General features: G+C 47.2%; 21 protein-coding genes. 15 read left to right on the forward strand and 6 right to left on the reverse strand.

Translation table 11 applies throughout. The features are described from left to right. Window positions 1–8 precede the first annotated feature (8 nt). Complete coding sequence (locus tag LRY47_RS07675; RefSeq protein ID WP_295223879.1) at window positions 9–821, reverse strand: electron transfer flavoprotein subunit beta/FixA family protein; 813 nt, start codon at window positions 819–821, stop codon at window positions 9–11. A gap of 356 nt (window positions 822–1,177) precedes the next feature. Between LRY47_RS07675 and LRY47_RS07680 the strand changes: the two genes are divergently transcribed. The 10 genes from LRY47_RS07680 (at window position 1,178) to LRY47_RS07725 (ending at window position 12,228) form a co-directional block, all read left to right on the forward strand. Then, on the forward strand, window positions 1,178–2,599 hold the full coding sequence (locus LRY47_RS07680) for an efflux transporter outer membrane subunit (protein WP_295223880.1): 1,422 nt from the start codon (window positions 1,178–1,180) through the stop codon (window positions 2,597–2,599). Beyond that, window positions 2,596–3,861: an efflux RND transporter periplasmic adaptor subunit gene (locus tag LRY47_RS07685; RefSeq protein ID WP_295223881.1), complete on the forward strand. Its 1,266-nt coding sequence runs from the start codon at window positions 2,596–2,598 to the stop codon at window positions 3,859–3,861. The genes LRY47_RS07680 and LRY47_RS07685 overlap by 4 nt, the downstream gene beginning before the upstream one ends. Further along, window positions 3,861–4,547, forward strand: a complete 687-nt coding sequence (locus tag LRY47_RS07690; RefSeq protein WP_295223882.1) for an ABC transporter ATP-binding protein — start codon at window positions 3,861–3,863, stop codon at window positions 4,545–4,547. The genes LRY47_RS07685 and LRY47_RS07690 overlap by 1 nt, the downstream gene beginning before the upstream one ends. A 5-nt stretch (window positions 4,548–4,552) precedes the next feature. Continuing rightward, window positions 4,553–5,758, forward strand: a complete 1,206-nt coding sequence (locus LRY47_RS07695; RefSeq protein WP_366043461.1) for an ABC transporter permease — start codon at window positions 4,553–4,555, stop codon at window positions 5,756–5,758. A gap of 74 nt (window positions 5,759–5,832) precedes the next feature. Next, window positions 5,833–7,251 (forward strand): aldehyde dehydrogenase family protein, encoded by a 1,419-nt coding sequence (locus tag LRY47_RS07700; RefSeq protein ID WP_295223885.1) that lies wholly within the window; start codon window positions 5,833–5,835, stop codon window positions 7,249–7,251. Window positions 7,252–7,394: 143 nt separating this feature from the next. Continuing rightward, window positions 7,395–9,455, forward strand: coding sequence for a hypothetical protein (locus LRY47_RS07705; RefSeq protein WP_295223886.1), 2,061 nt, complete (start codon window positions 7,395–7,397; stop codon window positions 9,453–9,455). 159 nt (window positions 9,456–9,614) lie between these two features. Further along, complete coding sequence (gene kdsA / locus LRY47_RS07710; protein WP_295223889.1) at window positions 9,615–10,418, forward strand: 3-deoxy-8-phosphooctulonate synthase; 804 nt, start codon at window positions 9,615–9,617, stop codon at window positions 10,416–10,418. Beyond that, on the forward strand, window positions 10,415–11,506 hold the full coding sequence (gene hemW / locus LRY47_RS07715) for a radical SAM family heme chaperone HemW (RefSeq protein ID WP_295223892.1): 1,092 nt from the start codon (window positions 10,415–10,417) through the stop codon (window positions 11,504–11,506). Before kdsA ends, hemW begins: the two co-directional genes overlap by 4 nt. Then, window positions 11,488–11,754 (forward strand): cytochrome c3 family protein, encoded by a 267-nt coding sequence (locus tag LRY47_RS07720; protein ID WP_295223894.1) that lies wholly within the window; start codon window positions 11,488–11,490, stop codon window positions 11,752–11,754. The genes hemW and LRY47_RS07720 overlap by 19 nt, the downstream gene beginning before the upstream one ends. 60 nt (window positions 11,755–11,814) lie before the next feature. Next, window positions 11,815–12,228, forward strand: coding sequence for a hemerythrin family protein (locus LRY47_RS07725; RefSeq protein ID WP_295223896.1), 414 nt, complete (start codon window positions 11,815–11,817; stop codon window positions 12,226–12,228). On the opposite strand, the gene LRY47_RS07730 is transcribed toward LRY47_RS07725, so the two are convergent. From LRY47_RS07730 to LRY47_RS07750, 5 genes are read right to left on the reverse strand one after another with little or no spacing between them, the layout of a single operon-like run. Beyond that, window positions 12,229–13,365 carry a tetratricopeptide repeat protein gene (locus tag LRY47_RS07730; RefSeq protein WP_295223898.1) on the reverse strand — a complete coding sequence of 379 codons (1,137 nt, stop codon included), beginning with the start codon at window positions 13,363–13,365 and terminating at the stop codon, window positions 12,229–12,231. A 2-nt stretch (window positions 13,366–13,367) separates the two neighbouring features. Further along, complete coding sequence (locus LRY47_RS07735) at window positions 13,368–14,975, reverse strand: hypothetical protein (protein ID WP_295223901.1); 1,608 nt, start codon at window positions 14,973–14,975, stop codon at window positions 13,368–13,370. After that, the gene (locus LRY47_RS07740) at window positions 14,954–15,496 is read right to left on the reverse strand and encodes a hypothetical protein (protein ID WP_295223902.1); all 543 of its coding nucleotides are present in this window, start codon (window positions 15,494–15,496) and stop codon (window positions 14,954–14,956) included. The genes LRY47_RS07735 and LRY47_RS07740 overlap by 22 nt, the downstream gene beginning before the upstream one ends. After that, window positions 15,486–16,013, reverse strand: coding sequence for a hypothetical protein (locus LRY47_RS07745; protein WP_295223904.1), 528 nt, complete (start codon window positions 16,011–16,013; stop codon window positions 15,486–15,488). Before LRY47_RS07745 ends, LRY47_RS07740 begins: the two co-directional genes overlap by 11 nt. Then, window positions 16,013–17,392: a hypothetical protein gene (locus tag LRY47_RS07750; RefSeq protein WP_295223906.1), complete on the reverse strand. Its 1,380-nt coding sequence runs from the start codon at window positions 17,390–17,392 to the stop codon at window positions 16,013–16,015. The genes LRY47_RS07745 and LRY47_RS07750 overlap by 1 nt, the downstream gene beginning before the upstream one ends. Before the next feature lie 50 nt (window positions 17,393–17,442). Between LRY47_RS07750 and LRY47_RS07755 the strand changes: the two genes are divergently transcribed. The 5 genes from LRY47_RS07755 (at window position 17,443) to LRY47_RS07775 (ending at window position 21,689) form a co-directional block, all read left to right on the forward strand. Continuing rightward, window positions 17,443–18,042: a response regulator gene (locus LRY47_RS07755; protein WP_295223908.1), complete on the forward strand. Its 600-nt coding sequence runs from the start codon at window positions 17,443–17,445 to the stop codon at window positions 18,040–18,042. Between the two features lie 52 nt (window positions 18,043–18,094). After that, a complete protein-coding gene (locus LRY47_RS07760; RefSeq protein WP_295223910.1) occupies window positions 18,095–19,090 on the forward strand; it encodes a HAMP domain-containing sensor histidine kinase in 996 nt (331 codons plus the stop codon). A gap of 8 nt (window positions 19,091–19,098) precedes the next feature. Continuing rightward, window positions 19,099–19,749, forward strand: a complete 651-nt coding sequence (locus tag LRY47_RS07765; RefSeq protein ID WP_295223913.1) for a prepilin-type N-terminal cleavage/methylation domain-containing protein — start codon at window positions 19,099–19,101, stop codon at window positions 19,747–19,749. A 147-nt stretch (window positions 19,750–19,896) separates the two neighbouring features. Beyond that, window positions 19,897–20,985: a hypothetical protein gene (locus LRY47_RS07770; RefSeq protein WP_295223915.1), complete on the forward strand. Its 1,089-nt coding sequence runs from the start codon at window positions 19,897–19,899 to the stop codon at window positions 20,983–20,985. A gap of 134 nt (window positions 20,986–21,119) precedes the next feature. Then, entirely contained in the window at window positions 21,120–21,689 is a 570-nt protein-coding gene (locus tag LRY47_RS07775; RefSeq protein WP_295223918.1) for a hypothetical protein, read from the forward strand. The last annotated feature ends 153 nt before the right edge of the window (window positions 21,690–21,842 follow it).

The following is a 21,842-nucleotide window of genomic DNA, read 5'->3' on the forward strand; positions in this document are numbered from 1 at the left end:
TCAGTTCCTTATACTGTAATAATGTCTTTTGATATCATTTTGTCCAAAAGCAGCGAAGCCACGTCTTTCGGATCGCTGATGCCTGTGCCGATCATTTCTCCCTTGTCCCTCTGGGGGGAGAAGATCTTGCTTACCCATGTGGGGGAGCCTTTCAGACCTATTTTGTTCACGTCAAGCTGAAGAACCTCGTTACTCCACATTTCAACCTGCGCCTCTTTGGAGTGCAGTCTCATGGGAACTGTGGGATATCTGGGGCGGTTTATTTCCCGCACGACGGTTATCATTGCCGGAAGTACTGTCTGTACAGTTTCGTATCTGCCTTCAAGCTTTCTGCGGACGATGAGTTTTTTTGATTCGATGTCGAGCTCGACTATCTTGTCAACCAGAGTGAGCTGTTCCAGCTCCATGCGGGTTGCAATGCCGGGACCGACCTGTGCGGTGTCTCCGTCGATGGTCTGCTTTCCGCAGAAAACTATTCCGACTTCTTCGTCTTCGGCAAGTTTTCGTATTGCGGCTGTAAGAACATTGCTGGTTGCAAGGGTGTCGGCACCTCCGAATACCCTGTCGGACACCAGAATCGCTCTGTCCGCACCCAAAGACAGAGCCTTACGCAACGCGGCCTCTGCATTGGGAGGTCCCATTGAGACCGCAGTGACCTTAAATCCGTATCTGTCCTTGAGTCTCAGACATTCCTCCAGTGCGTGTGTGTCGTAGGGGTTAACGATGAACGGGATTCCGTCTCTGACCAGAGTGTTTGTCTTCGGGTCGATCTGCACCTGTGTGGTGTCAGGTACCTGTTTGATACATGCTATGACCTGCATAACTACCTCATATATGTCATTTCACGCCGTATTGTTTTTTGGGCGTTGTACATTTCTCTCTGAGTGAGTTCTGTGGCATAATAATAAAAGGTGGGAATACCAGCGCACATGCTTCCTGTGCGGGTTTTGCGTTATTATGAACACAGGAAACAAACGGCGTTTACAATCATGTAAAGTACCATAAAAAAAAGTTAATACAAACTATTTTTTCGTTTTATTCCGCAAAAAACCTTTTGGTTTAAATGTTACAATCTCAAAGAAGTTTGAATACACAGGAAAAACATAATCTACAAGGAACAAAATGTAATATATACTGTCATATAGGTTACAAATGATTGTTTAAGAGAGAAGCATCAATGACATTATTAAGAATTTTTTTGTATCTGTCTGTTGTCCTTTCTGTTTTTGGCTGTGCTTCGGTGGGGCGGGACTATGTCCGTCCTGACGCGAATCTGCCGGCGGGCTGGCACACGGCACTGAACAATCCTGTCAAGGCTGAGGCAGATAATCCTCAGATGGTAGGCAACTGGTGGACGGTATTCGGTGACGATACGCTGAACAAACTGGTTGGGATGACCGTTGACGGCAATCTGGATATCAAAAAAGCGTACGCAGTTCTAGCCGCATCAAGGGCGCAACTGGGTGTTACGAAGGCTGACGGAAAACCGAATCTTTCTGCATCTGCAGCGGCAACCGGAACTTATTCCGGAAGAACAGAGAGTTCTTCGGATAACTACAGCGCGGGATTTGACGCATCGTGGGAGATAGATCTCTTCGGCGGTGTGAGGAGAAGTGTTGAAGCGGCTGCTGCCGATGCCGATGCTTCAAGGGAATCTCTGCACGATGTTCTGGTTTCGCTCACGGCGGAAACCGCGAAAAATTACATATCACTTCGGGTGGCTCAAAACAACATGAACTATACGGAGCAGGATATCACCACAAAGACAGAGCTTTACAACATAGCCGACTGGAAATATCAGGCGGGAACCGGAACGGAAGCGGACGTTAAAACAGCTCTGTATTCTCTGGAATATGCAAAGACAGGGCTTAACGATCTTCGTATAGAGATAGGTGAATATCTGAACCGTCTGGCAGTTCTGACAGGTCAGACTCCGGGCAGTCTTGATGAAATGCTGAAAAACATCAGACCTGTTCCTCTGGTGCCTGTAACAGCGGCAGTGGGTGTTCCGGCGGATATGCTTCGCCGCAGACCGGACGTTCGCAAGGCAGAGCGCGAGCTTGCGGCACAGACGGCGCGTGTGGGCGTTGCAGAGGCGGATAAATATCCTAAACTGACCCTTACGGGTTCCATAGGGTTTTCAGCGGCGGATACTGGCAGTCTTTTTGAAAAAAGCAGTTCCAGTGCGTCTATCGGTCCCAGCCTCTCATGGAAGCTTTTCGATTTCGGAGCTATAAAAAATAATATAAAGGTGCAGGATGAGACCAGAAAGCAGTATCTGGCAGCGTATGAATCCGCTGTTCTGACTGCTATGGAGGAGTCCGAGAACGCCATGAAGTCATATTCAGAAGATTATGCCAAAACGCTTCAGCTTGCCAAAGCGGCGGATGCGGCAAAGGATGCGTATGATCTCACAAAGAACAGCTATCAGGCGGGACTTTCCGATTATTCGGACGTTATGACCGCCCAGCAGTCATATATCAGTTATGTTAAACAGCTTTCCGCAGGAAAAGGTACTGCGGGAACAGATCTGGTCGCACTTTACAAAGCGCTTGGCGGCGGCTGGGAATCCACAGAAACAGGGGAGAAAGATAAATGAGCAATATAAATCCTTCAGATATAGCTGCCAAGGTTGGCGGCGGGAAAAAAGGCAAAGGACGTAAAAAACTCATCTGGACAGGCATTGCGGTTATAGTGGTCGTTCTGCTGCTGCTGAGAGTTTTCGGAGGCGGTCGCGGGGAGATGCCGCAATTTAAAACCGTCAAAGCGGAGAAGGGAGACTTCACCGTTAAGATATCCGCCACAGGTACCCTTGAACCCACCAACGAAGTATCCGTGGGTAGTGAACTTTCAGGTACGGTTAAGACAGTTTATGTGGATTATAACAGTCAGGTGGTTAAGGGTCAGCTTTTGGCAGAGCTGGACACGGAGAAACTTGAGAGTACTCTCACACAGTATAAAGCGGCGCTGAAGGTTGCGGAAGCATCCATACTCCAGTCGCAGGCGACAGAAAAAGAAACTCTGGCAAAGCTGAACAGACTTAAAAATCTCTACGATATAACAGGCGGCAAGTCACCATCAAAAACCGATATGGAAACAGCACAGGCTGAATATGACAGAGCAGTTGCAAACACTGCTTCCGCATTTGCACAGGCAGATCAGGCAAGGGCAAACGTTAAATCTTCCCAGACAGACCTTGGAAAGGCAAAAATAGTCTCTCCCGTTAACGGTATCGTGCTTACGAGAAGCATCGAACCAGGGCAGACCATCGCAGCATCATATCAGGCGCCGGAACTCTTCACTCTGGCTGAGGATCTGCGCGAAATGGAGCTTAACGTCGATGTGGACGAGGCGGACATAGGACAGGTACGCGACGGTATGCGCGCGGAATTCACTGTTGATGCCTACCCCGATAAAATTTTCAAGGGCGACATAATACAGGCGAGATACGGTTCCGAGACCACTGACAACGTTGTAACCTATACGACAGTTATCAGGGTTGAAAACAGAGAACTTCTTCTTCGTCCGGGAATGACGGCTACGGCTGACATTATCGTTAAAGAACAGAAGGACGCCGTAATGATTCCCAACGAAGTGTTCCGCTATGCACCCCCTGCAATGGGTGAGAGAAAAGAATCTTTCATAAGCAAGCTGATGCCCAGACCTCCCAGAAGACCACAGCAGACAAAGGTTGTTAAACAGGAAGGAATGCAGACTGTTTACAAACTTGTGAACGGTATGCCTGAGCCTGTTCAGGTGAAAACCGGGGAATCAAACGGCAGCAGCAGAGAGCTTTTAGAGGGCGATATAAAAGCCGGCGATATTCTTGTTGTCGGCACTGTAACAGCGAAGGGAAAGTGATGGGAAATTCAGACACACCGCTGATACAGCTTAAGGGTGTGACGAAGGTCTACGGGATGGGACAGTCGGAGATGCATGCACTGCGCGGCATTGATCTGACCATCGAAAGCGGTGACTTCGTTGCGGTGATGGGTCCCAGCGGTTCCGGAAAATCCACCTGCATGAACATCCTCGGCTGTCTGGATACGCCGACGGCGGGTTCTTATAAATTCGGAGGGCTGGAGGTGCGCGGTTTGGAGCGCGACCAGCTTGCCAGACTGCGCAGAAACTATATCGGATTCGTGTTTCAGGGGTTTAACCTTTTAAGCCGTACCAGCGCGCTGGAAAACGTGGAACTTCCCCTCCTCTACAGAGGCGTTTCATCCGCTCACAGAAAAGAGGCGGCGAAAAGAGCGCTTAACCTTGTGGGGCTGACAGGCTGGGAGAAGCATAACCCCAACGAACTTTCCGGCGGTCAGCAGCAGAGGGTGGCGATAGCAAGGGCTATAGTCACCGAGCCTTCCGTGCTTTTTGCGGATGAACCCACGGGAAACCTTGATTCGGCAAGGAGTATCGAGATTATGGAGCTTCTGACACGGCTTAATCAGGAGAAGGGAATAACAGTTGTAATGGTCACCCACGAACCTGACATGGCGGAATACGCAAAGCGTTCCGTACATTTCAAAGACGGGCTGGTGGTGTCATGAGAATAATGCTTTTCAATACAATTCTGCTCGCACTTCGGGAGATACGCAGAAACGTTCTGCGTTCGTTCCTTACGGTTCTGGGCATTGTTATAGGTGTTGCCGCAGTCATAACGCTTGTCACTGTGGGCAACGGAACTACGGAACAGGTTACACAGCAGATAGCCAGCATGGGAAACAATATGCTGATACTTACCACCGGAAAAAGGATGGGGGGACCGGACAGGTCTACTGCTCCCGCTTTTTCTATGGAGGACAGCGTTGCCATCAAACGCGAGGTGAACTCTGTTGCCGCTGTAACCCCGACAGCGTCTTCGTCCGTTACTGCTGTTAACGGAAACGCAAACTGGCAGACTACTGTGACGGGTACCGATAACGAATTTTTTCCCATAAGGAACAGATTAATAACAAGCGGGAGGATGTTTGAGGAAGCTGAGACTTCCGGCGGGCGTTCTGTCTGCATAATAGGGGAGACGGTGCGCAAAGAACTGTTCGGTGCTCAGGATCCTCTGGGACTTTCAATCAGAATAAATGCCTTCTCTTGTAAAGTGATAGGGCTTATTGACGTTAAAGGTCAGTCCAGCATGGGAACAGACCAGGACGATATCATCATTATGCCGCTGAAAACTGTACAGCGCAGACTGACAGGAAGCAAAGACGTAAATATGATACAGATTTCGGTAAAGGACGGCGAATCGACAGAGAATGCCATTACAGATATCGAAAACGTGATGCGCGAGCGCAGGCACCTTTCATTCAATGAGGATAACGACTTCAACGTCATGGATATGAAAGAGATAACCCAGATGCTCACCAGTACCACAAAGGTGCTGACGGCTCTTTTGGGCGCGGTTGCCGCAGTAAGCCTTCTTGTGGGCGGCATAGGTATCATGAATATCATGCTGGTGTCCGTTACGGAGCGTACACGCGAGATAGGTATCAGACTTGCCATCGGTGCCATGGAGCGTGAGGTTCTGCTTCAGTTCCTTGTGGAGGCGGTGGTTCTTTCATCCATGGGCGGCGTGATAGGTATCATAATAGCCATCGTGGCATCATATACCATTTCATCGGTGATAAGCGTGCCTTATGTTTTCGACGGCGGAGTTGTGATGCTTTCGTTCCTGTTTTCCGTTGCGGTGGGTATCATTTTCGGATATTTCCCCGCACTTAAGGCGGCGAGGCTGGATCCCATAGACGCGCTTCGACACGAATAGATTATGTTTGCCTCCGTGGGTTAATGGCTGTATATTAATTATTATATATAAAACATAGGTTCACGGAGGCTCATATGAAAAAACTCTTCATCGGCGGGCAGTGGGTTGACACCGGAACATATATGGACGTTCTTAACCCGTATGACGGTTCCGTTGTAGACACCATCTGCACAGCATCTGCCGAACTCACCAAACAGGCGATAGACGCGGCATTTGAGGCAAGAGATACCATGAAGCATCTTCCGGCTGCTAGACGCGGAAAGATTCTGGACAACATGGCAGCTCTCATTGAGCGCGACAAGGAAGAGATTGCCGCTTTGCTCTGCGCAGAGGCGGGCAAGGGTATTATGTTTGCCAGAGGCGAGGCGGGCAGAACCGGAGAAAACTTCAAATTCGCCGCTGACGAAGCGCGCAGACTGAGCGGAGAGCTTGTTCCCTATGACGCTTCTGAGTCGGGAACCAACCGTTTCGGTTATTTCAAAAGATATCCAATAGGCGTTATCGGCGCCATTACGCCTTTCAATTTCCCTCTTAATCTGGTTGCGCATAAGGTAGGACCTGCCATAGCCGCAGGATGCCCTATTGTGCTTAAACCTGCATCAACAACACCTCTGACGGCTCATAAAGTTACTGAACTTCTCCTTGAGGCGGGGCTTCCCGCATGCGGAATAAACCTTGTGGTGGGTTCCGGTTCTGTTGTCGGCAACACTATGGTTGAATCCGACAGGATAGCCATGATAACATTCACAGGTTCTCCCTCTGTGGGGCTTGATATAAAAGCGAAAGCAGGCATAAAGAAAGTTACTCTTGAACTCGGTTCAAACTCCGCGGCGATAGTACACGAGGATGCGGACATCCGCTATGCCGTGCCGAAATGCGTCATAGGCGCCTTTGCAAACAGCGGTCAGGTATGTATCTCCATTCAGAGGATATATATCCACGAAAGCAGATACGACGAGTTCCGCAATATGTTCGTGGATGCTGTTAAAGCCAGCCGCAACGGTGACCCGAAGGACGAGAAAACACTCGTCGGTCCCATGATTGAGGAGAGAGAGGCAATACGGGCGGAAGGCTGGATTAAAGAGGCTGTTTCGCAGGGTGCAGTTGTTGCAGTGGGCGGAAACCGCAAGGGAACTTTACTTGAGGCGACTGTCCTTGAAAACACCAATGAGCAGATGACCATCGTGCGGGAAGAGGTTTTCGGACCGGTCGTATGCATTATGAAATATAAGACGCTGGATGAGGTTATCGAACGGGTGAACGATTCCCAGTTCGGACTCCAGGCGGGTATCTTTACAGATAATATTCAGAACGCCTTCAAAGCCATAGACAGGCTTGAGGTGGGCGGCGTTATGATAAACGATATGCCCACGTTCAGGGTTGACCAGATGCCTTACGGCGGTGTGAAACTTTCCGGCACAGGCAGAGAGGGACCCAGATTTGCGGTTGAGGAAATGACTGAACTTAAAACGGTGATGTTCAATCTGAATTAATATAAAGGGTTCCCTGCTTCATACGGGGAACCTTCTGCTTTTTAAATTTTTAGACAGCCGCGTCAGGTATTGTCTTCGCGAGGAGTATACGGCGACGCGATCTTTTCTTAAAAATTGAACTTTTTTTAATTTTGGGGGATGGTGTGAAACGACTTTTGCTGCTGCTTGCAGTTCTTCTTATATCTGCGGTCGGATTTGCCGCTGGAATCACAGACAACGATATCCGCGGATTCTTTCCGAAGGCGGACGACCTGCCGGGCGGTTCGGAGCTTTGGCTTGGAACAGGCGTGCGCTCCACTCCGGGTAAAAATAATACTGCCTACAGCGCAACGTATTCTTATTATTCCGGTAAATCCGAAAAACTCATGAATATTGTCCGCCGTGATCAGTATAAGACAAACGTGGCGATCTACTCTTTCAACAATTTCGTCGATGCGGAAAAGCTTTTCAAACAGCTTACGGATGATGCGCCGAAGAACCGCTCGCAGATGGTTCGTTTCGGCGAGCGAGGGCTGTTTTTCATCTTTCCGAAATCATCAAATATAAACGACGCGGATTTCTATCTGGTATTCATAAACAGAACTTTTGTGGTATGGATTCAGGCGGACGACGGTTTCGCCATTATGGACATTGCAAACCCAGTCAATGACGCCATCAGAAAATTCATAGCCGACAACCCGAAGCTGTACATGACGAAGGCTATCCACCTGCAGGCGTCCGGAAACGGATATGAAACGCAGACTAAAAGGATTGAATTCACAACAGATTTTCCCGCCAGCATAAAGCTTTCGGGCAAGGTTTTCAACAATAAGACCGTTCCAATGCAGAATGTAAGAGTGACGGTTCTTGAAACGGGAGATTCCGTTCTGACCGCCGCGGACGGCAGTTTCTCAAAGACTCTGCTTCTGGACGGCATAAAAGATATAGAGCTTTCAGCGAATTTCTACATGGACATGGACGCGGCGTCGAGATCAGGCAGATTTGCCAGCGGGCTGGTGGAAACCGTTCTGAAAGATGCAGACGGTGCTGAACGCACACAGCTCTGGAAGCTGGACAGTGTTACAGACTCCTATTTCGGCACTGCATACATAAAGACATCCAAAGGAACTAACGGATATCCCATATCGGGCAAGATAATGAAGAACGGTCAGCTGAATCTGACCCTTGACTGTTCCAATACGGGGATAGATTTCAAATGTCAGCAGGTTTTCACCGGACAGATCAAATCGGGAAAACTGCAGGGCAAATGGAGCGGAACCGGCGGCGGAGGAACATTTGAATCAGACCTTTCAAAGTATTCTGCTGTCACTCGCAAGGTTATGATAACAAAAGATGTTGCAGATATCAGAACAATGATATCCAACAACAACGGAATATACACACAGGCGGACACTCCTTCGCTGGTGGTCTCTTCAAATGCGAATAACAATGCCATCATCTATGCTGTGCCGGACGTTAAAAAACTCGGACTGGACGAGGTGACAACGGCGGGTGTTAAGCTGGTGCTGACCCACGTCCCTAAAAATCAGGCGGGCAGTCTGTCCGTTTTCCTTATGGATGCCGATGCTGCCGACAAAAAGGTCAGAACAGGCAGAGGAACCTATTCCGGTCAGGTTGTGACATCGGAAGAACCTTATAAGGCGGAGTTCGAAGTTTATGACATGATAAAGGACGGAAAACCGTTCGCTCTCGGAACCGTTCAGGAGGCGAAGGCGACGGGATTTCATGTTTTTTCCGGTTCCTCCGAGCAGTATGACACGCTGAAACCCTATTTTCTGATAACCGAGTATTCCGACAAGGGCAAAACCAGAACGGAAAAACAGTTTACCTTTGTTCGCACGGCGATGAAGGGCGGCGACTATGTGGGCGACAGGAACAAACCCCAGCAGGACGGTATTGAAGACGTCTGCTACAGCGGTGTGTTCGCGTATCCCGGAGGACGGCTGACATCTTTCGAGCTGGAGATAAGCGGCTCTATCAAGCGGGTGTTCAACACCAATCCCGTTGACATTTATCCGCTCATCGGTATTGTAAGGGATAATACGCTTCTGAACAAAAAGGACGGAAGTCTGAACATAATGCTCACAAAACCGAAAGAGCAGTTCAGTCTTTGCGTAAACGGAAACTATAAACCGGAAAAGAACGAAAGGATAACATACAGATATACCATAGACGGCACACCATACGAAGGGTTTGCCGAATAGGAGACGGAATGGAAGATTTTATAGGGCTTATAGTCTTCATAGTCCTGGTGATATTTGTTGCCAGACTGAAACCGGGCGCCGGCTGAGGCTCCATCGGCGGAAGCTGCAGTATCGAGGATCGATACAAAAAAATTAAAAAAGAGAAAGAACAGGATAAAGATGAAAAACCTTTACAGTGAAATAAAGAACGGATTGTTTCTGATATCGGGTCCCTGTGTGATAGAAGATCAGGATATGCTGCTTCGCATAGCGGGTAAAGTGCAGAAGATAACTGATAAGCTCGGAATAAAATATATATTCAAGGCCTCATTTGACAAGGCGAACAGAACCTCTGTAACAAGTTTCCGCGGTCCCGGTATGGAAGAGGGACTTAAGATGCTGGCTAAGGTGAAGGCGGAGACTGGACTTCCCATCCTTACTGACATTCACGAGGCATATCAGGCGGCTCCGGTTGCGGAAGTTGCCGATATTTTACAGATTCCCGCGTTCCTCTGCCGTCAGACGGACCTGCTTGTTGCGGCGGCGAAGACGGATAAAATAGTAAACATAAAAAAGGCGCAGTTCCTCCCTGGAAGCGACATGGGGCATCCCTGTAAAAAGGTCACCGACAGCGGCAACGACAAGGTGATTCTCACCGAGCGCGGTACAATGCTCGGCTACGGCAACCTTGTGGTTGACTACAGAAACCTTGTGGATATGGCGCAGTTCGGCTTTCCTATTGTGATGGACGTTACTCACTCTGTTCAGAAACCCGGCGGACTTGGCGGAAAAAGCGGCGGCGACAGAGGCTATGTCCCCTATCTGGCGAAGGCTGCGGCGGCTGTGGGCGTTGACGGCTTCTTCTTTGAAACCCACGAAGATCCCGAAAATGCACTCTCTGACGGTCCAAACATGGTGACACCGGACAAGCTGGAAGAGATTCTTAAATCCATCATAGACATAAGGACGGCGATCGGAAAGTGAGCGGATTATACGTCCACGTTCCGTTCTGCAAAAGCAAATGCGGCTACTGCGGGTTTTATTCCGCACCGGACGCATACCACCTTACCGAAAAGTACTTCGATGCTGTTCTGAAAGACCTTTCGGCGCGTAAAAAGAAAAAATACGACACATTGTATATCGGAGGGGGGACGCCGTCGTCGGTGTCCCCTGTCCTTTTATCCGTTTTTCTGGAAAAATTGTTTTCAGCTATAGGTTCTGATTTTGCAGAATCCACCATAGAGGCGAACCCCGAAAGCGTTTCGGAAGATTTTCTGTCGGTGATTAAAGGTTTCGGCTTTTCACGTCTGAGCGTCGGCTGTCAGAGTACGGACGAAGATGTTCTGAAACTGCTGGGCAGAATACACGGGCGTGATGACATTTTTAAGACGGCGGAGCTTGCCAGAAAAATATGTCCCGAAACGGCGCTTAATCTGGATATGATATTTGATATCCCGACCGTTGAAAATTATGTTCAGATGCAGACCCTTGCGGATATTATTTCGCTTTCAGCCGAACACGTTTCCGCTTATTCCTACAGTTTTGACACGGAATTTCTGAAAGACGCTGAACCTTGCGGCGAAAGTGCTTTCATAGATGTTAAGAGGGCGCTTGGGGCGGTTGGCTACGGAAAATATGAGATATCCAATTTTGCAAAGGCGGGACATGAGAGCAGGCACAACATAGGCTACTGGAAACTTGAAGATTACGACGGGCTTGGCTGTGCGGCATGGTCGCTGGAAAATTTCAGCGGCGGACGTGTGCTTTACGGTAAAGTAAGCGATGTCGGTTCGTATATCGCGAACCCGACTGCATTTGCAGAAACGGACAGAACGGAAGGTTCGGCGGCAATGGGGCAGGAGCTTGTTTTCGGTCTCAGGATGCTTGACGGAGTTGACGTTTCTTCGTTAAAATACAGATACGGCGATTTGATGAATATATTTGACGGGCGCATAGAAACGCTTGTTGCGGAAGGGATGCTGACATGGCAAAAGGACAGATTAAAACTTACGGAAAAAGGAGAACTGCTTTTGGATTCTGTGCAGGAATATTTGTGGGACTGTTTGCCCTGACGGTATACGCCGGATGTGCTGGGGACTGCATGACCTGTCACCCGAAACTGAAAGGGAGCAAAGACCACGTTGCTCTTACCACCTGTATAAAATGCCACACACCAGCCAATAAAAAACTTTTCGAGTTCGGTTCAAGCTCTGAAGGATGCGGCGATAACTGCTTCGACTGCCACAAGCAATGGCCCAAGGACGGAAATCACGCGCCAATGCTCAAATGTGAAAGCTGCCATAAAAAATACAAAAAATAATTTCTCATTTAGATAAATATCCGCTATAGTCAGTTTTTATTACTTAACATTGGAGGAATTATGAAAGCTGAATGGAGTGAAAGCCTTGTGAGCGGAAACGAGACAATCGATTCCCAGCACAAAGATCTGTTCAAGCACATAAATTCATACTTTGAAAGTCTTGAAAGACTGTACGGTCATGAAATTACCATCAAAACCCTTAACTATCTTCTGAAGTATGTCCGGTTTCATTTCGGTACTGAAGAGGATCTGATGAAACGCTACGGCTATCCTGATTTCAATGAACATCTGAACGACCACAGAAGGCTTGTTGATGAGCTTATGACCTGTTACAAGGTGCTTATCGCGGAAGGACACAGCGAAGAGGTGGTGGAAAGGCTCAGGGTGCTTTTGCAGGAATGGCTTGTAGAACATATCATGGGTTACGACAAAAAGCTTGCCATGTTTATGAAAGAGGGCGGATTCTGTTCCTGATCATTTATCCTTTCTTATAGAATCCAGATATGTCTGAATTGCGGACGCACGCTGCTGTGCGCTGTTTCTCAGTCCGCTTTCAGCGGAAGGCATCTCCGCAAGTCTTGCGTAGCCTGTCAGTGCGTCTTCATATTTCTTCTGAACGTCCAGTATGCGCGCATACGCATAGAGAAAATAACTGTCTCCGGGCGCACTCTGGACAGCCTTTTTGTATGCTGTCTCAGCTTTGGCGTAGTCTGCGGAGTTTTCCTGAATTATCCCCGCAGTGTAGTATATCTGTCCGCTGCCGGCTTTCGATGAATTTGCAGAAAGCAGGTTCAGCGCCTGTTCAGTGTATCCCATATCGGATATTTCAAGAGCCGCAGCACTTATAACAGACGAATCGGCTGTGTATGAGTAATTGTTGATTATGCCTTGTATCTCGTTCACCTTGCCCTGACGTATCTTAGCGGTGAGAAGTCCAGTCAAAGATGGCTTTGTTACCTTTTCAGCCAGCGCTTTCCCATAGAGTTCCTCTGCTTTTCTGCTGTTGCCGGAGCGGAGGGCTGATGCCGCCTGCGCAGTCATTGTATTGTAATCTATCATGCGGTCGTATTCTCTTTTTGCGCGCCCTGTAAGAACAAAAGAAGGATTGCTCTTCTGAACCGGCTGTGCCGGCACTGTTGACGGTGTAGTCGGCTGGGGTTCAGGCATCGGCGTCGGTGCCGTCTGCTGTTCAGGTGCGGGAGCAGGGACAGGCAAGGGTGCAGGAGTGGGTGCGGGCTTATTTATTTCAGGCAGACTGTTCATTGCGGCGAGTCTTTGCTTGTTTGCCGCTGTGGGGTCGTATTCCGGTGCGGGTGTCTCTTTCGGCTGAGTATCCGATGCGGGCTTTTTCACCGCCACAGGCTGAACCGCCTGCGGAACATCCTGTTTTATGCCGCCTGCTGCGTTCACCTTATATCTGCTGTCGTCAGTTGGCATGAAAAGCACAATGATAAAACCGATGACGGCGACAGCGAGAAGTACCAGAAGTGATTTTCTGGGTGCTTTGCCCCTGCTGCCGGAAGGTTTCAGGTTCAGAAGGCTCGGCGGTACGGCGTTTCCTGATTTTTTTGTACTGTTCACTTTTTTCAGACTGTCGAGTATAAGGCTCATGTCTATCCGTCTATAAGTGTAGTTGTTATAAGTATCACGAGTTCGCGTTTCTCTTTCTCAACGGAACGCGCCTTGAAAAGCATCCCCAGACCGGGGATATCGGCGAGGATAGGTATTCTGCGTTCGCTCACAACGTCCTTATTGGTTATGAGACCGCCCATGACTATTGTTGTGCCGTTCTGAACGGTAAGAACTGTTCCCGCCTCTTTCATGTTTACCTTCGGATAGCTGGCAACTGCGTATGAGTTGCCCTGATCGTCCAGTTCGTACTGGTATTCAACATCTTCGATGCTTGAGAGTATCGGAACAACGTGCAGAGTTATCCTGTTGTCGTCCATAACGTTTGCAGTAACGCCAAGCGTTATTCCGTCAAGCACCGTGGAGCGTTCGTATGTTATTGTCTGCGTGTCCTCTTCCGTGTCGTTGTCAACCTTCTTTTCCCAGAATGGGTTGAGCTGACCGGAGGTTATCATTGCACTCTGTCCGTTCAGCACCCTTATGCGCGGGTTGCCGAGTGATTCTATCCTTCCCTGAGTGGCTATGAACTCGAACAGGTTGTTATAGGACTGAACAACGCCCACAGGGGTTTGAGAGCCGATTATGTCGCCAATGAGGGTCACGCCGTACCTTCCGTTCTCGCTGGTCCAGTTTATTCCGTACGCGCTGGAATCGGTAAGCACAACTTCCATTATCTTAGCCTCTATGAGCACCTGCTTTGAAGCGTCCTTAACGGTTTGTTCGATGTATTCGTCAATCATATGCACAACGTGGGGCGGAGCATACACTCTTAAAAGCCCTGTAAGGGTGTTGAAGGAGTATCCGCGCAGACCTCTGTAATATGAAAGTTTTGTCTGCATGGTGCCTGATGATGATGCGGAACTGTCAGTTTTGGATTTTGAACCGGACTTATCCGTGCCGCCGGAAGTTGGCTGGGTGTTTCCGTTTTGCTGCGAGGAACCTCCGGAATCAGATTGCGGCTGCCCGTTTTCGTCAACTATGTCCGGAAAAATCATCCCGTAGACTGCAGCAAGCACGTTTGCCTGCATGTTCGCCAGAATCCCCTGTTTGGAATAAGTTATCTTATAGTCGCCGCTAAGCTCGGTGGAGGTCGAATCCGAACCGAATATGTTTCCCCCTATGGTGGAGGTCTGATCGGCTGTTACTGTTGTGTATGGTATTTTATATGTCTTTGCAATATAAGCTGAAATTTTTAACGTACTGCCTGTTATCGTATATGCAACGCCCGCATTTTCACATACGCTGTCCAAAGCGTCTCTGGCTGGCATGTTTTTTACGGTCAGTGTGAACGGTTTGCTGACGTTCACTTCGGGACCTATGATGAGGTTCAGACCGGATTCCGCTGCTATCATGTAAAGCACGGCGGAGAGATTCTGTTCAACTGCATCAACAGAAACGTAGACGTTTTCAAGGGGATCGTTCTCTATCACCGGTTTTGCAATTATTGGCGGAGGGGGCGGAGCCAGAGGTTTTACGGGCTGTGCCTTTGAAAAGTCGGGCATAATGACCGCTGCCTGTCTCTTTTCATCTGTTGTTGCGCATGAAACGAGCGAGAGCGCCAGAAGAGAGATCAATATTGAACGTAATACCATTTTTTCCCCCAATCCCCTTCCAGCAGAACTTTTGAATCGCCAACCGCTGTAAGGCGGACTGTACCGTCAACACTTTCGCCAAGATTGACCAGTCTGCCGTTAATAACTGCGCATTTTTTATTTCTGCCGTTCATTACGGCGGATATTCTGTAAGGCGGAGCCTGTGTCTGCATTGCCGGAACATCCGAAGAAGCTTCCTGCGGAATTTCCTGAACCGGCTGTTGAAAAGCTCTGTTAAAAAAACTGCTGATAAACGGATTTGTAAGATAAACCGACATGTTGAAAGGCTTCATGAGTTGTGGATCTTCTCCTGTCGTCAGTGCTTTGGTGAATTTCGCGTCATCATCCGGAATGGAGATATTAAACACCTGAAGCATCCTGTCGAACCTCTCCGAAGCCAAGTTGTCTACGGAAGACTCTAGCACAGACCTCAGGAAAAAGACACAGAAAAGCACCGCCAAAGGGAGCAACAGTTTGATGTATGCGGCTGTGTTCAGCTTTTTCAGTTTTTTAATATTCATAGCTTCCGCCGTAGTAAGGTTGGTCGGCGTTTATGAGAAAACGCACGGTTTTCCTGTTTTCTGATCTTGAGAAAGAGAGTTTTTTTACAGTTATGACCGGCGCAATGCTGTTTTCGAGATAGGTGATTATGTCGGTTATCTGGGACGGGTCTGTGGGCTGTATCTCAAATTCCAGATCGGCGCTGAATGAACCGCCCTTGTCCGTTATATCGTTCAGTATTTTTCCGCCGTAAAGGGTGCGGAAGTTTTCCAGTGTTTCCAGAAGAAGCCTTTTCGCCTCTATCTGTGTCAGGTAGGGCGGGTTTACCGTGCCGAGAGCCTGCTCAAGTTTCATGAGTTTTTCGCGGGTTTCATCAGGCTTGTATTGCATAGAGGTTCTACGCATGTTTGTTATGTTGTTTTCCATGGAGCTGTTGACTGAATTGACACACAGCAGCAGAACAGAAAGGCTGAATATCATACTGCTGAACATTACCAGTAGTTTATAGGTCTGAAATGCCCGCCTGATTCGATGCATCATTCGCCCCCTTTCTTAAAGAGGAGCTTTACGGTTACAGTCATTTCATCTGTTTTGAAAACTGTTCCGTTATCAAGCGAGTAGCCGCTTTCTGCTGTTATTCCTGAAAGTTCGTTTTCAAATTTTTCTTTGAAATTTTCCATCTGTGCCAGCCTGCCGAAATGGAGAGTGCCTCCTATCTCAACTGTCCTTTCGCCATCTTTTGATGCGTCGAAAGTCACCAGATCGAAGTCTCCAAGCGCCAGAAGGGGTGCGAACATGCCGAATTCCCTCGGAACGCTCTGCTGTCTTTTTTCCAGAGTGCGGTAGTAATGAAGGTCAAACTGTTTTCCGTGTCCTTCCGACACTTCCGAAAGATATTTTCTTATCCTGCCGTTCAGCGCCTGTGCCTGCATGGTCATGGTTTCCTTATTCTCGTAAAGGTTTGCCAGAGCAGACATATTCATGAACAGGAGAATGAGGATGCATAGCAGCGTCGTAACGTTCATTATACCTGTTGCATATGACATTGCCTGTTTTTTTATTATCGTGGCAGGAGTCATATCGTATGCGCTGTCCAGACAGCACAGCGAGATGGGTATCATGTACTCCTGAAAGATATCGTTGGGGCAGTTTTCCACCACTCCGGCAGGGATAAGAGTGGATTGTGCAACGCCTGAGAATTCATAAAACATTGTGACAAGCTCGCTCATATCGGCAAGTTTGCCGGAAAATACGATATTGTCAATTTTCAGCCTCAGGTTTTTTGTTGCATACATGTATGTAAGGTTAAGATATTCGTAATATGCACTTAAAAGATTTGATCCTTTTTCTGTGGGGTTGTTTCTGGTGTATACGATGTAGTCGTTGATGCAAATGGTGACGCATATTCTGGTTTCGTCTGCGAATGCGTGGAATACGGTTTTGTCGGGGAAATATTTGTTCACCAGAGCGCACAGAGCAAAGTCGGAAACGGTGAACATATTCAGCTGTCCCATGGTCTCTTCCGACAGTCCCGAATCTTCATAAAGCATTGAAGACGGAACCATAAGCACTTTATATGTCAGGTTGCCAGCTGAATCAGGCAGAGCGGAGTTGTTCGTTTTATAAGCCATAAGATATTCCACGGACGGATCCATGCTCTCTTTAAGCTTGTTCATCGATATTATTCTGAATGTTTCGGAATCTTTTACAGGCGGGAGTGTTACCGTTTCCTCTATGGTGTCGAAATAACTCATGCCTATGTTTAAAGGCATCCCTTTGGAAAGATGCTGGATATTATCAGCATCCGTGGTATAATATTTAAGCATGGAGAAGGTTTTTCCTTTCCTTTGCATTACCACAGCCTTAGCAGTTGTTGTACCGCCGGAGCCAGACAGCTCGGCACTGAATAATTTCATAAGCAACAATACTATGGCAATCAAACTATTTCAAGAGAATTGATGTTTAAATGCTGCGAATTTTGGTAGTCGAAGACGACGAGGCGATAAGAAGTCAGCTTTGTTTCGCCATGGAAAAAAAGTATGATGTGACAGAGGCTTCAAATGCTCCTGATGCTATTTCCGAGGCAGAAAAGGAGCCTTTTGACGTTGCAGTGGTGGATCTCGGTCTTCCGCCGAATGAACAAAGCCCTGTTGAAGGCCTTAAGGTCATAGAAATCCTTCTTTCCATATCCCAATGCAAGATAATTGTGCTGACCGGACAGTCCACGAAAGAATGTGCCATGAGCGCCCTTGAGCGCGGTGTGTTCGATTTCCTCCTGAAACCTGTCAAGATGGAGCAGCTCTTTTATTCCATTGAACGGGCGGAACTCTTCATTTCAACCGAAAAAGAACTTCAGAAACAGGGCGTCGAAAAGATAGAATTTCAGGTTAAGATAGGCGACGGTCTGCAAAAGCTGAGAGAGCTCGCCGAGAAGAACATCATCCTAAAGGTTCTTAACGACACAGGTTTCAATGTTTACCAGTCCGCTAAGATACTCGGTGTTAAACGGGAAAGCCTTTATTACTTTATAAAAAAATTCAACCTCTCCAGAAAACCAGATGCTTGATAATGTCTTTATAGCCTTTATCACTTCCTGCCTGATAATAATTTTAAGCCATTTGTCAGTAAAGTTTGTTACCAACAGGTATTTGGGTATCATATCTCAGCTTATAAAAATGAACGAGGTTGACGGATTCGATCCGGTTATGCTTTTGCGGCACCTTGAGCCGTTCCTTAAAAAGGCGGGTATCAAAGATTTCGGATATTACCTTTTCTATCATAATGTTGAATACGTCCGCAGGAACGTTTCCCAGAAAAAATCCATCACAAAATTTGTTCATACGGCAGAGTATACGGTGTATATCGATATAGTCCCCGGTTTGAGGCTCATCGAATCGGATTTTATAACCAAAGTGCTTGTGGAGGTCATCTTTCTTCTGCTTAAAGCTGATGTGAACATACAGACAACGGCGGCGCAGAAGGCGTTCCGCAAATCTGTTGAACTACAGACCTTTATCAATCATGATGTTAAAAATCTGATCCAGTTTGTAAACGTGCTGGAGTTCAACCTGAAACAGGTGGACGATGACGCGGGATATCGCAGGCTCGTCAGATATATGCAGAAGAGTCTGCCGGGACTTAAAGTCCGTGCGGATAAAATACTTTCCGCGCTCAACAGCACCCAGCCGGAGATGGACAGCGTACCCGAAAAGCTGATGCCTATGATAATGGTTACAGATGCGGCTGGAATATACGGGGTGAACATCCATTCCGATACGCCTGCCGATATGGTTATCACCGCACGCAAAAGAGGGCTTGCCGTTATTATTGAAAATATCATAAAGAACTTCTATGATAAGAGCATATCGGAACGGGGGATCAGTCTTTTCGTAGACGTGTCGGAGGAGGATTCATCATACACTATGAGATTCAGAGACTCCGGTTCGCCAATTTCCGACTGCGAAAAGATATTTGAACCCTTCTTTTCCGGCAAAGTGAATGGACTGGGCATAGGACTTTTTCACTGCCGCAACGTTGCGGCAGGTATGGGCGGAAAACTTACCGCTGAGAATACGGGTGAAGGTCCGGTCTTTTTGCTTGTTATAAACAAATGAGGTACTCAATGTCTGCGAAGGGCTTCACTCTGGTAGAGTTTTCCATAGTGCTGGTTATAATCGGTATTATCATCACAATGGCTGTCAGAGGACAGGGGCTGATAGAGAATTCCAGAGGAAAGAAGGTTGTTACAGACGCCACTGTTCTTGTGGACGCACAGAACAAGTTCCTCGAAAGAACAGGCAGATATGCCGGAGACAGCGATGACGACGGTGTTATAGATTTTCAGACTCTCAATTCTACCATTCCGGATAATGCATCCTCAGGCTCTGTCGATGCGGATTTTGCCTTTGACGAACTCAAAAACCTCGGGTTTTTACCATCAGGTACTCCTAACAGTCAGCTTTCATCAACACAGCGTGGCGGATACATGTATTTTGCAGGGACAACAGTTACGGACAGTGCGGAAAACACCGTACCTATGAATATGATCGTTCTGCGAAACGTGGAGTGTGCCGCGGCATTTGCTCTGGAGTTAAGCGTCGATTCCGATGCACCGGATTCTGATACCGGAGCTTCTAATGGCAGGATAAGGCGTTTGAGCGGAAATTCATTCGCAGGATCCAGCTGGACTGCTTCAGACGGTGACTGTGTTTCAGCCGGAAAAGTAAACGGAAGCAATACAACCAATATAGTTTATATCATCAACAACCTGTAATTTAGGGCATATTCCCAAAACAAATCAACTTGTCAAGAAAATATGGATATTTAGTGTGGTAATATTCACATGCTAATTATCATATCTGTTTTGACAGTTATGGTCAATAATCCTAATATTGTGAATATTTTTTGAGGGAGGTTATGTATGAAGAAATTTGTATGGCTGTTGCTTCTGATATCCGTGACAACGCTTGTGTCCGGATGCGGCAACGACAGCGACGGCACAAACGGAGACTCATCTGACAAGGTCAGCGATGTCCTTTCGACAGATGAAAGAACTCTTTTTACAACTGAGGAACTTGCGACAATTGACTCTATGGCGGGCGAGGAGATTGTTGTTGCTGCAAATGCAGAACTCGATTCTGCAAACACTGATGGTGTGATAACTCAGGATGAGCTTGAGAGAGTTAACGCTTATTACAAAATGGCGGCTGAAAAAACTGATGAAGGTAAAATCCTTTATTCAATTTCCAGTGTTGCAACAGCGGCTGATCTCGTTGCTAACGTAACGTCTGTACGCACCAGCACAGGCAAAATGGTTTATGTACCTTACGAATCTCACGCTGTGAATTACATTAAAGGTTCACTTGTGGATTCTTACTACAACGATGTCACAGAGGATATCAATGCGTCTATAGCACTGCTTGATCAGATTGACAGCAGTTTCAATGCTGAAATGACATTTGGTAAAACCACATATGATGTGGACTATGGTGACGTTCTCACACTGAAAGCGGCACTTGAGACAGCAAAAATATCAGTTGCACTCGCTTATGCATATAATATTAAGAGCGAAACAAACTATCTTTATGTAAGAGACTTTGTTGCCCAAAATGCTGATTTTTATGTGCCTTCCGATGACGCCGCAACAGTTCTTGCCGCTCAGAAATCCGGCGCTCTTGCTATGCTTAAAGATTTCAAAGATGCTGTAGATTATATCACTGCGGAAACAGACAGTCAGGCGGATGACCTCGTTACGGCAAAAGTAAGTGATAACTTTGATCTTGACAAGATATACGACGGAGTTGTTGATTCCATAAACGGCGGCGGAGCCTACCAGTCAGGTCCTTTTGCATATGATTTTGCAAAACTCTTCACTCCTTTGGCTTTGAGAAGCTATGTGAATTATGATACTGTGGACGATTCTCTTGACGGATTTATGACGGCAAGCGATGAAGATCTTGAATCTGTACATAGGCAGATCAGCCGTTATTTAGGAGCTAGTATAAAATAACTTAGTGCGGGCGCTATGCGCCCGCTTCTTTTAAGGTATTAATGAAAAAACAAAAGATATTTTTATCTCTTTGGATTTCTTTTTTCACTCTTTTCATTTCCGTTTTACTGTATGCATTTGTTTTTCATCCAAACTTGAGATCAAAAGGTGCGGATGAGAACGTTTTTCTGATGGAGAAGGTCAAATCCGGCGGTCTGACAGGATACGGCTCTTATGAGATATCTTTTGACAAGCTCACTTTTGAGGCTGCAAAGTTTCTCAATCTGCGATTCAACGCCATGCAGACCATGTATGCAGATAATTTCGGGTTGAAACTGAACATAGATAATATGGACAAATTCAAAAAAGGAATGTCTTCTGCTGACAGTATTGATGTTTTCAGCGGCTTTATGCTTAATGTTGATAGCGGACTTGTGCGCAGCCGTATGGTCAGTGCGGTTGAGATGAAGGGCTTTACGCTTGAAATAAACATAGACGGTCGGAAACGTTTTCTGGTAGCAACCAATAAACTTCTTATGAGACGCGGGAAACCTGTGCGGATGGCTGCCACGGTAATCTCAGATGTGCAGACCGGCAGAACTCTGGGAACTCTCGGCTGTTCTTTTGATAAAGGATTCTCAAAAATAAAATTTAACGATTCTGTTTATCTTATGACAGGGGATAAAAAGGAATCTGTAGATATGAAGGAACTGGTTCTTTTCTGATAAAAAAAAGCCCGCTTGAAAGCGGGCTCAGACTGATGACAAACGCCGTATTTCGTGAGAAGTGCGGCGTTTTTTGTTTTTGTATCTTGTTATTTCTTTTTCCGGTTTATATCGCAGCCGAAAGCTGATTTTCATCATTTATCACGGGTATTT

It is taken from the genome of Seleniivibrio sp. (genome assembly GCF_021209385.1).
Lineage (GTDB): Bacteria > Chrysiogenota > Deferribacteres > Deferribacterales > Geovibrionaceae > Seleniivibrio.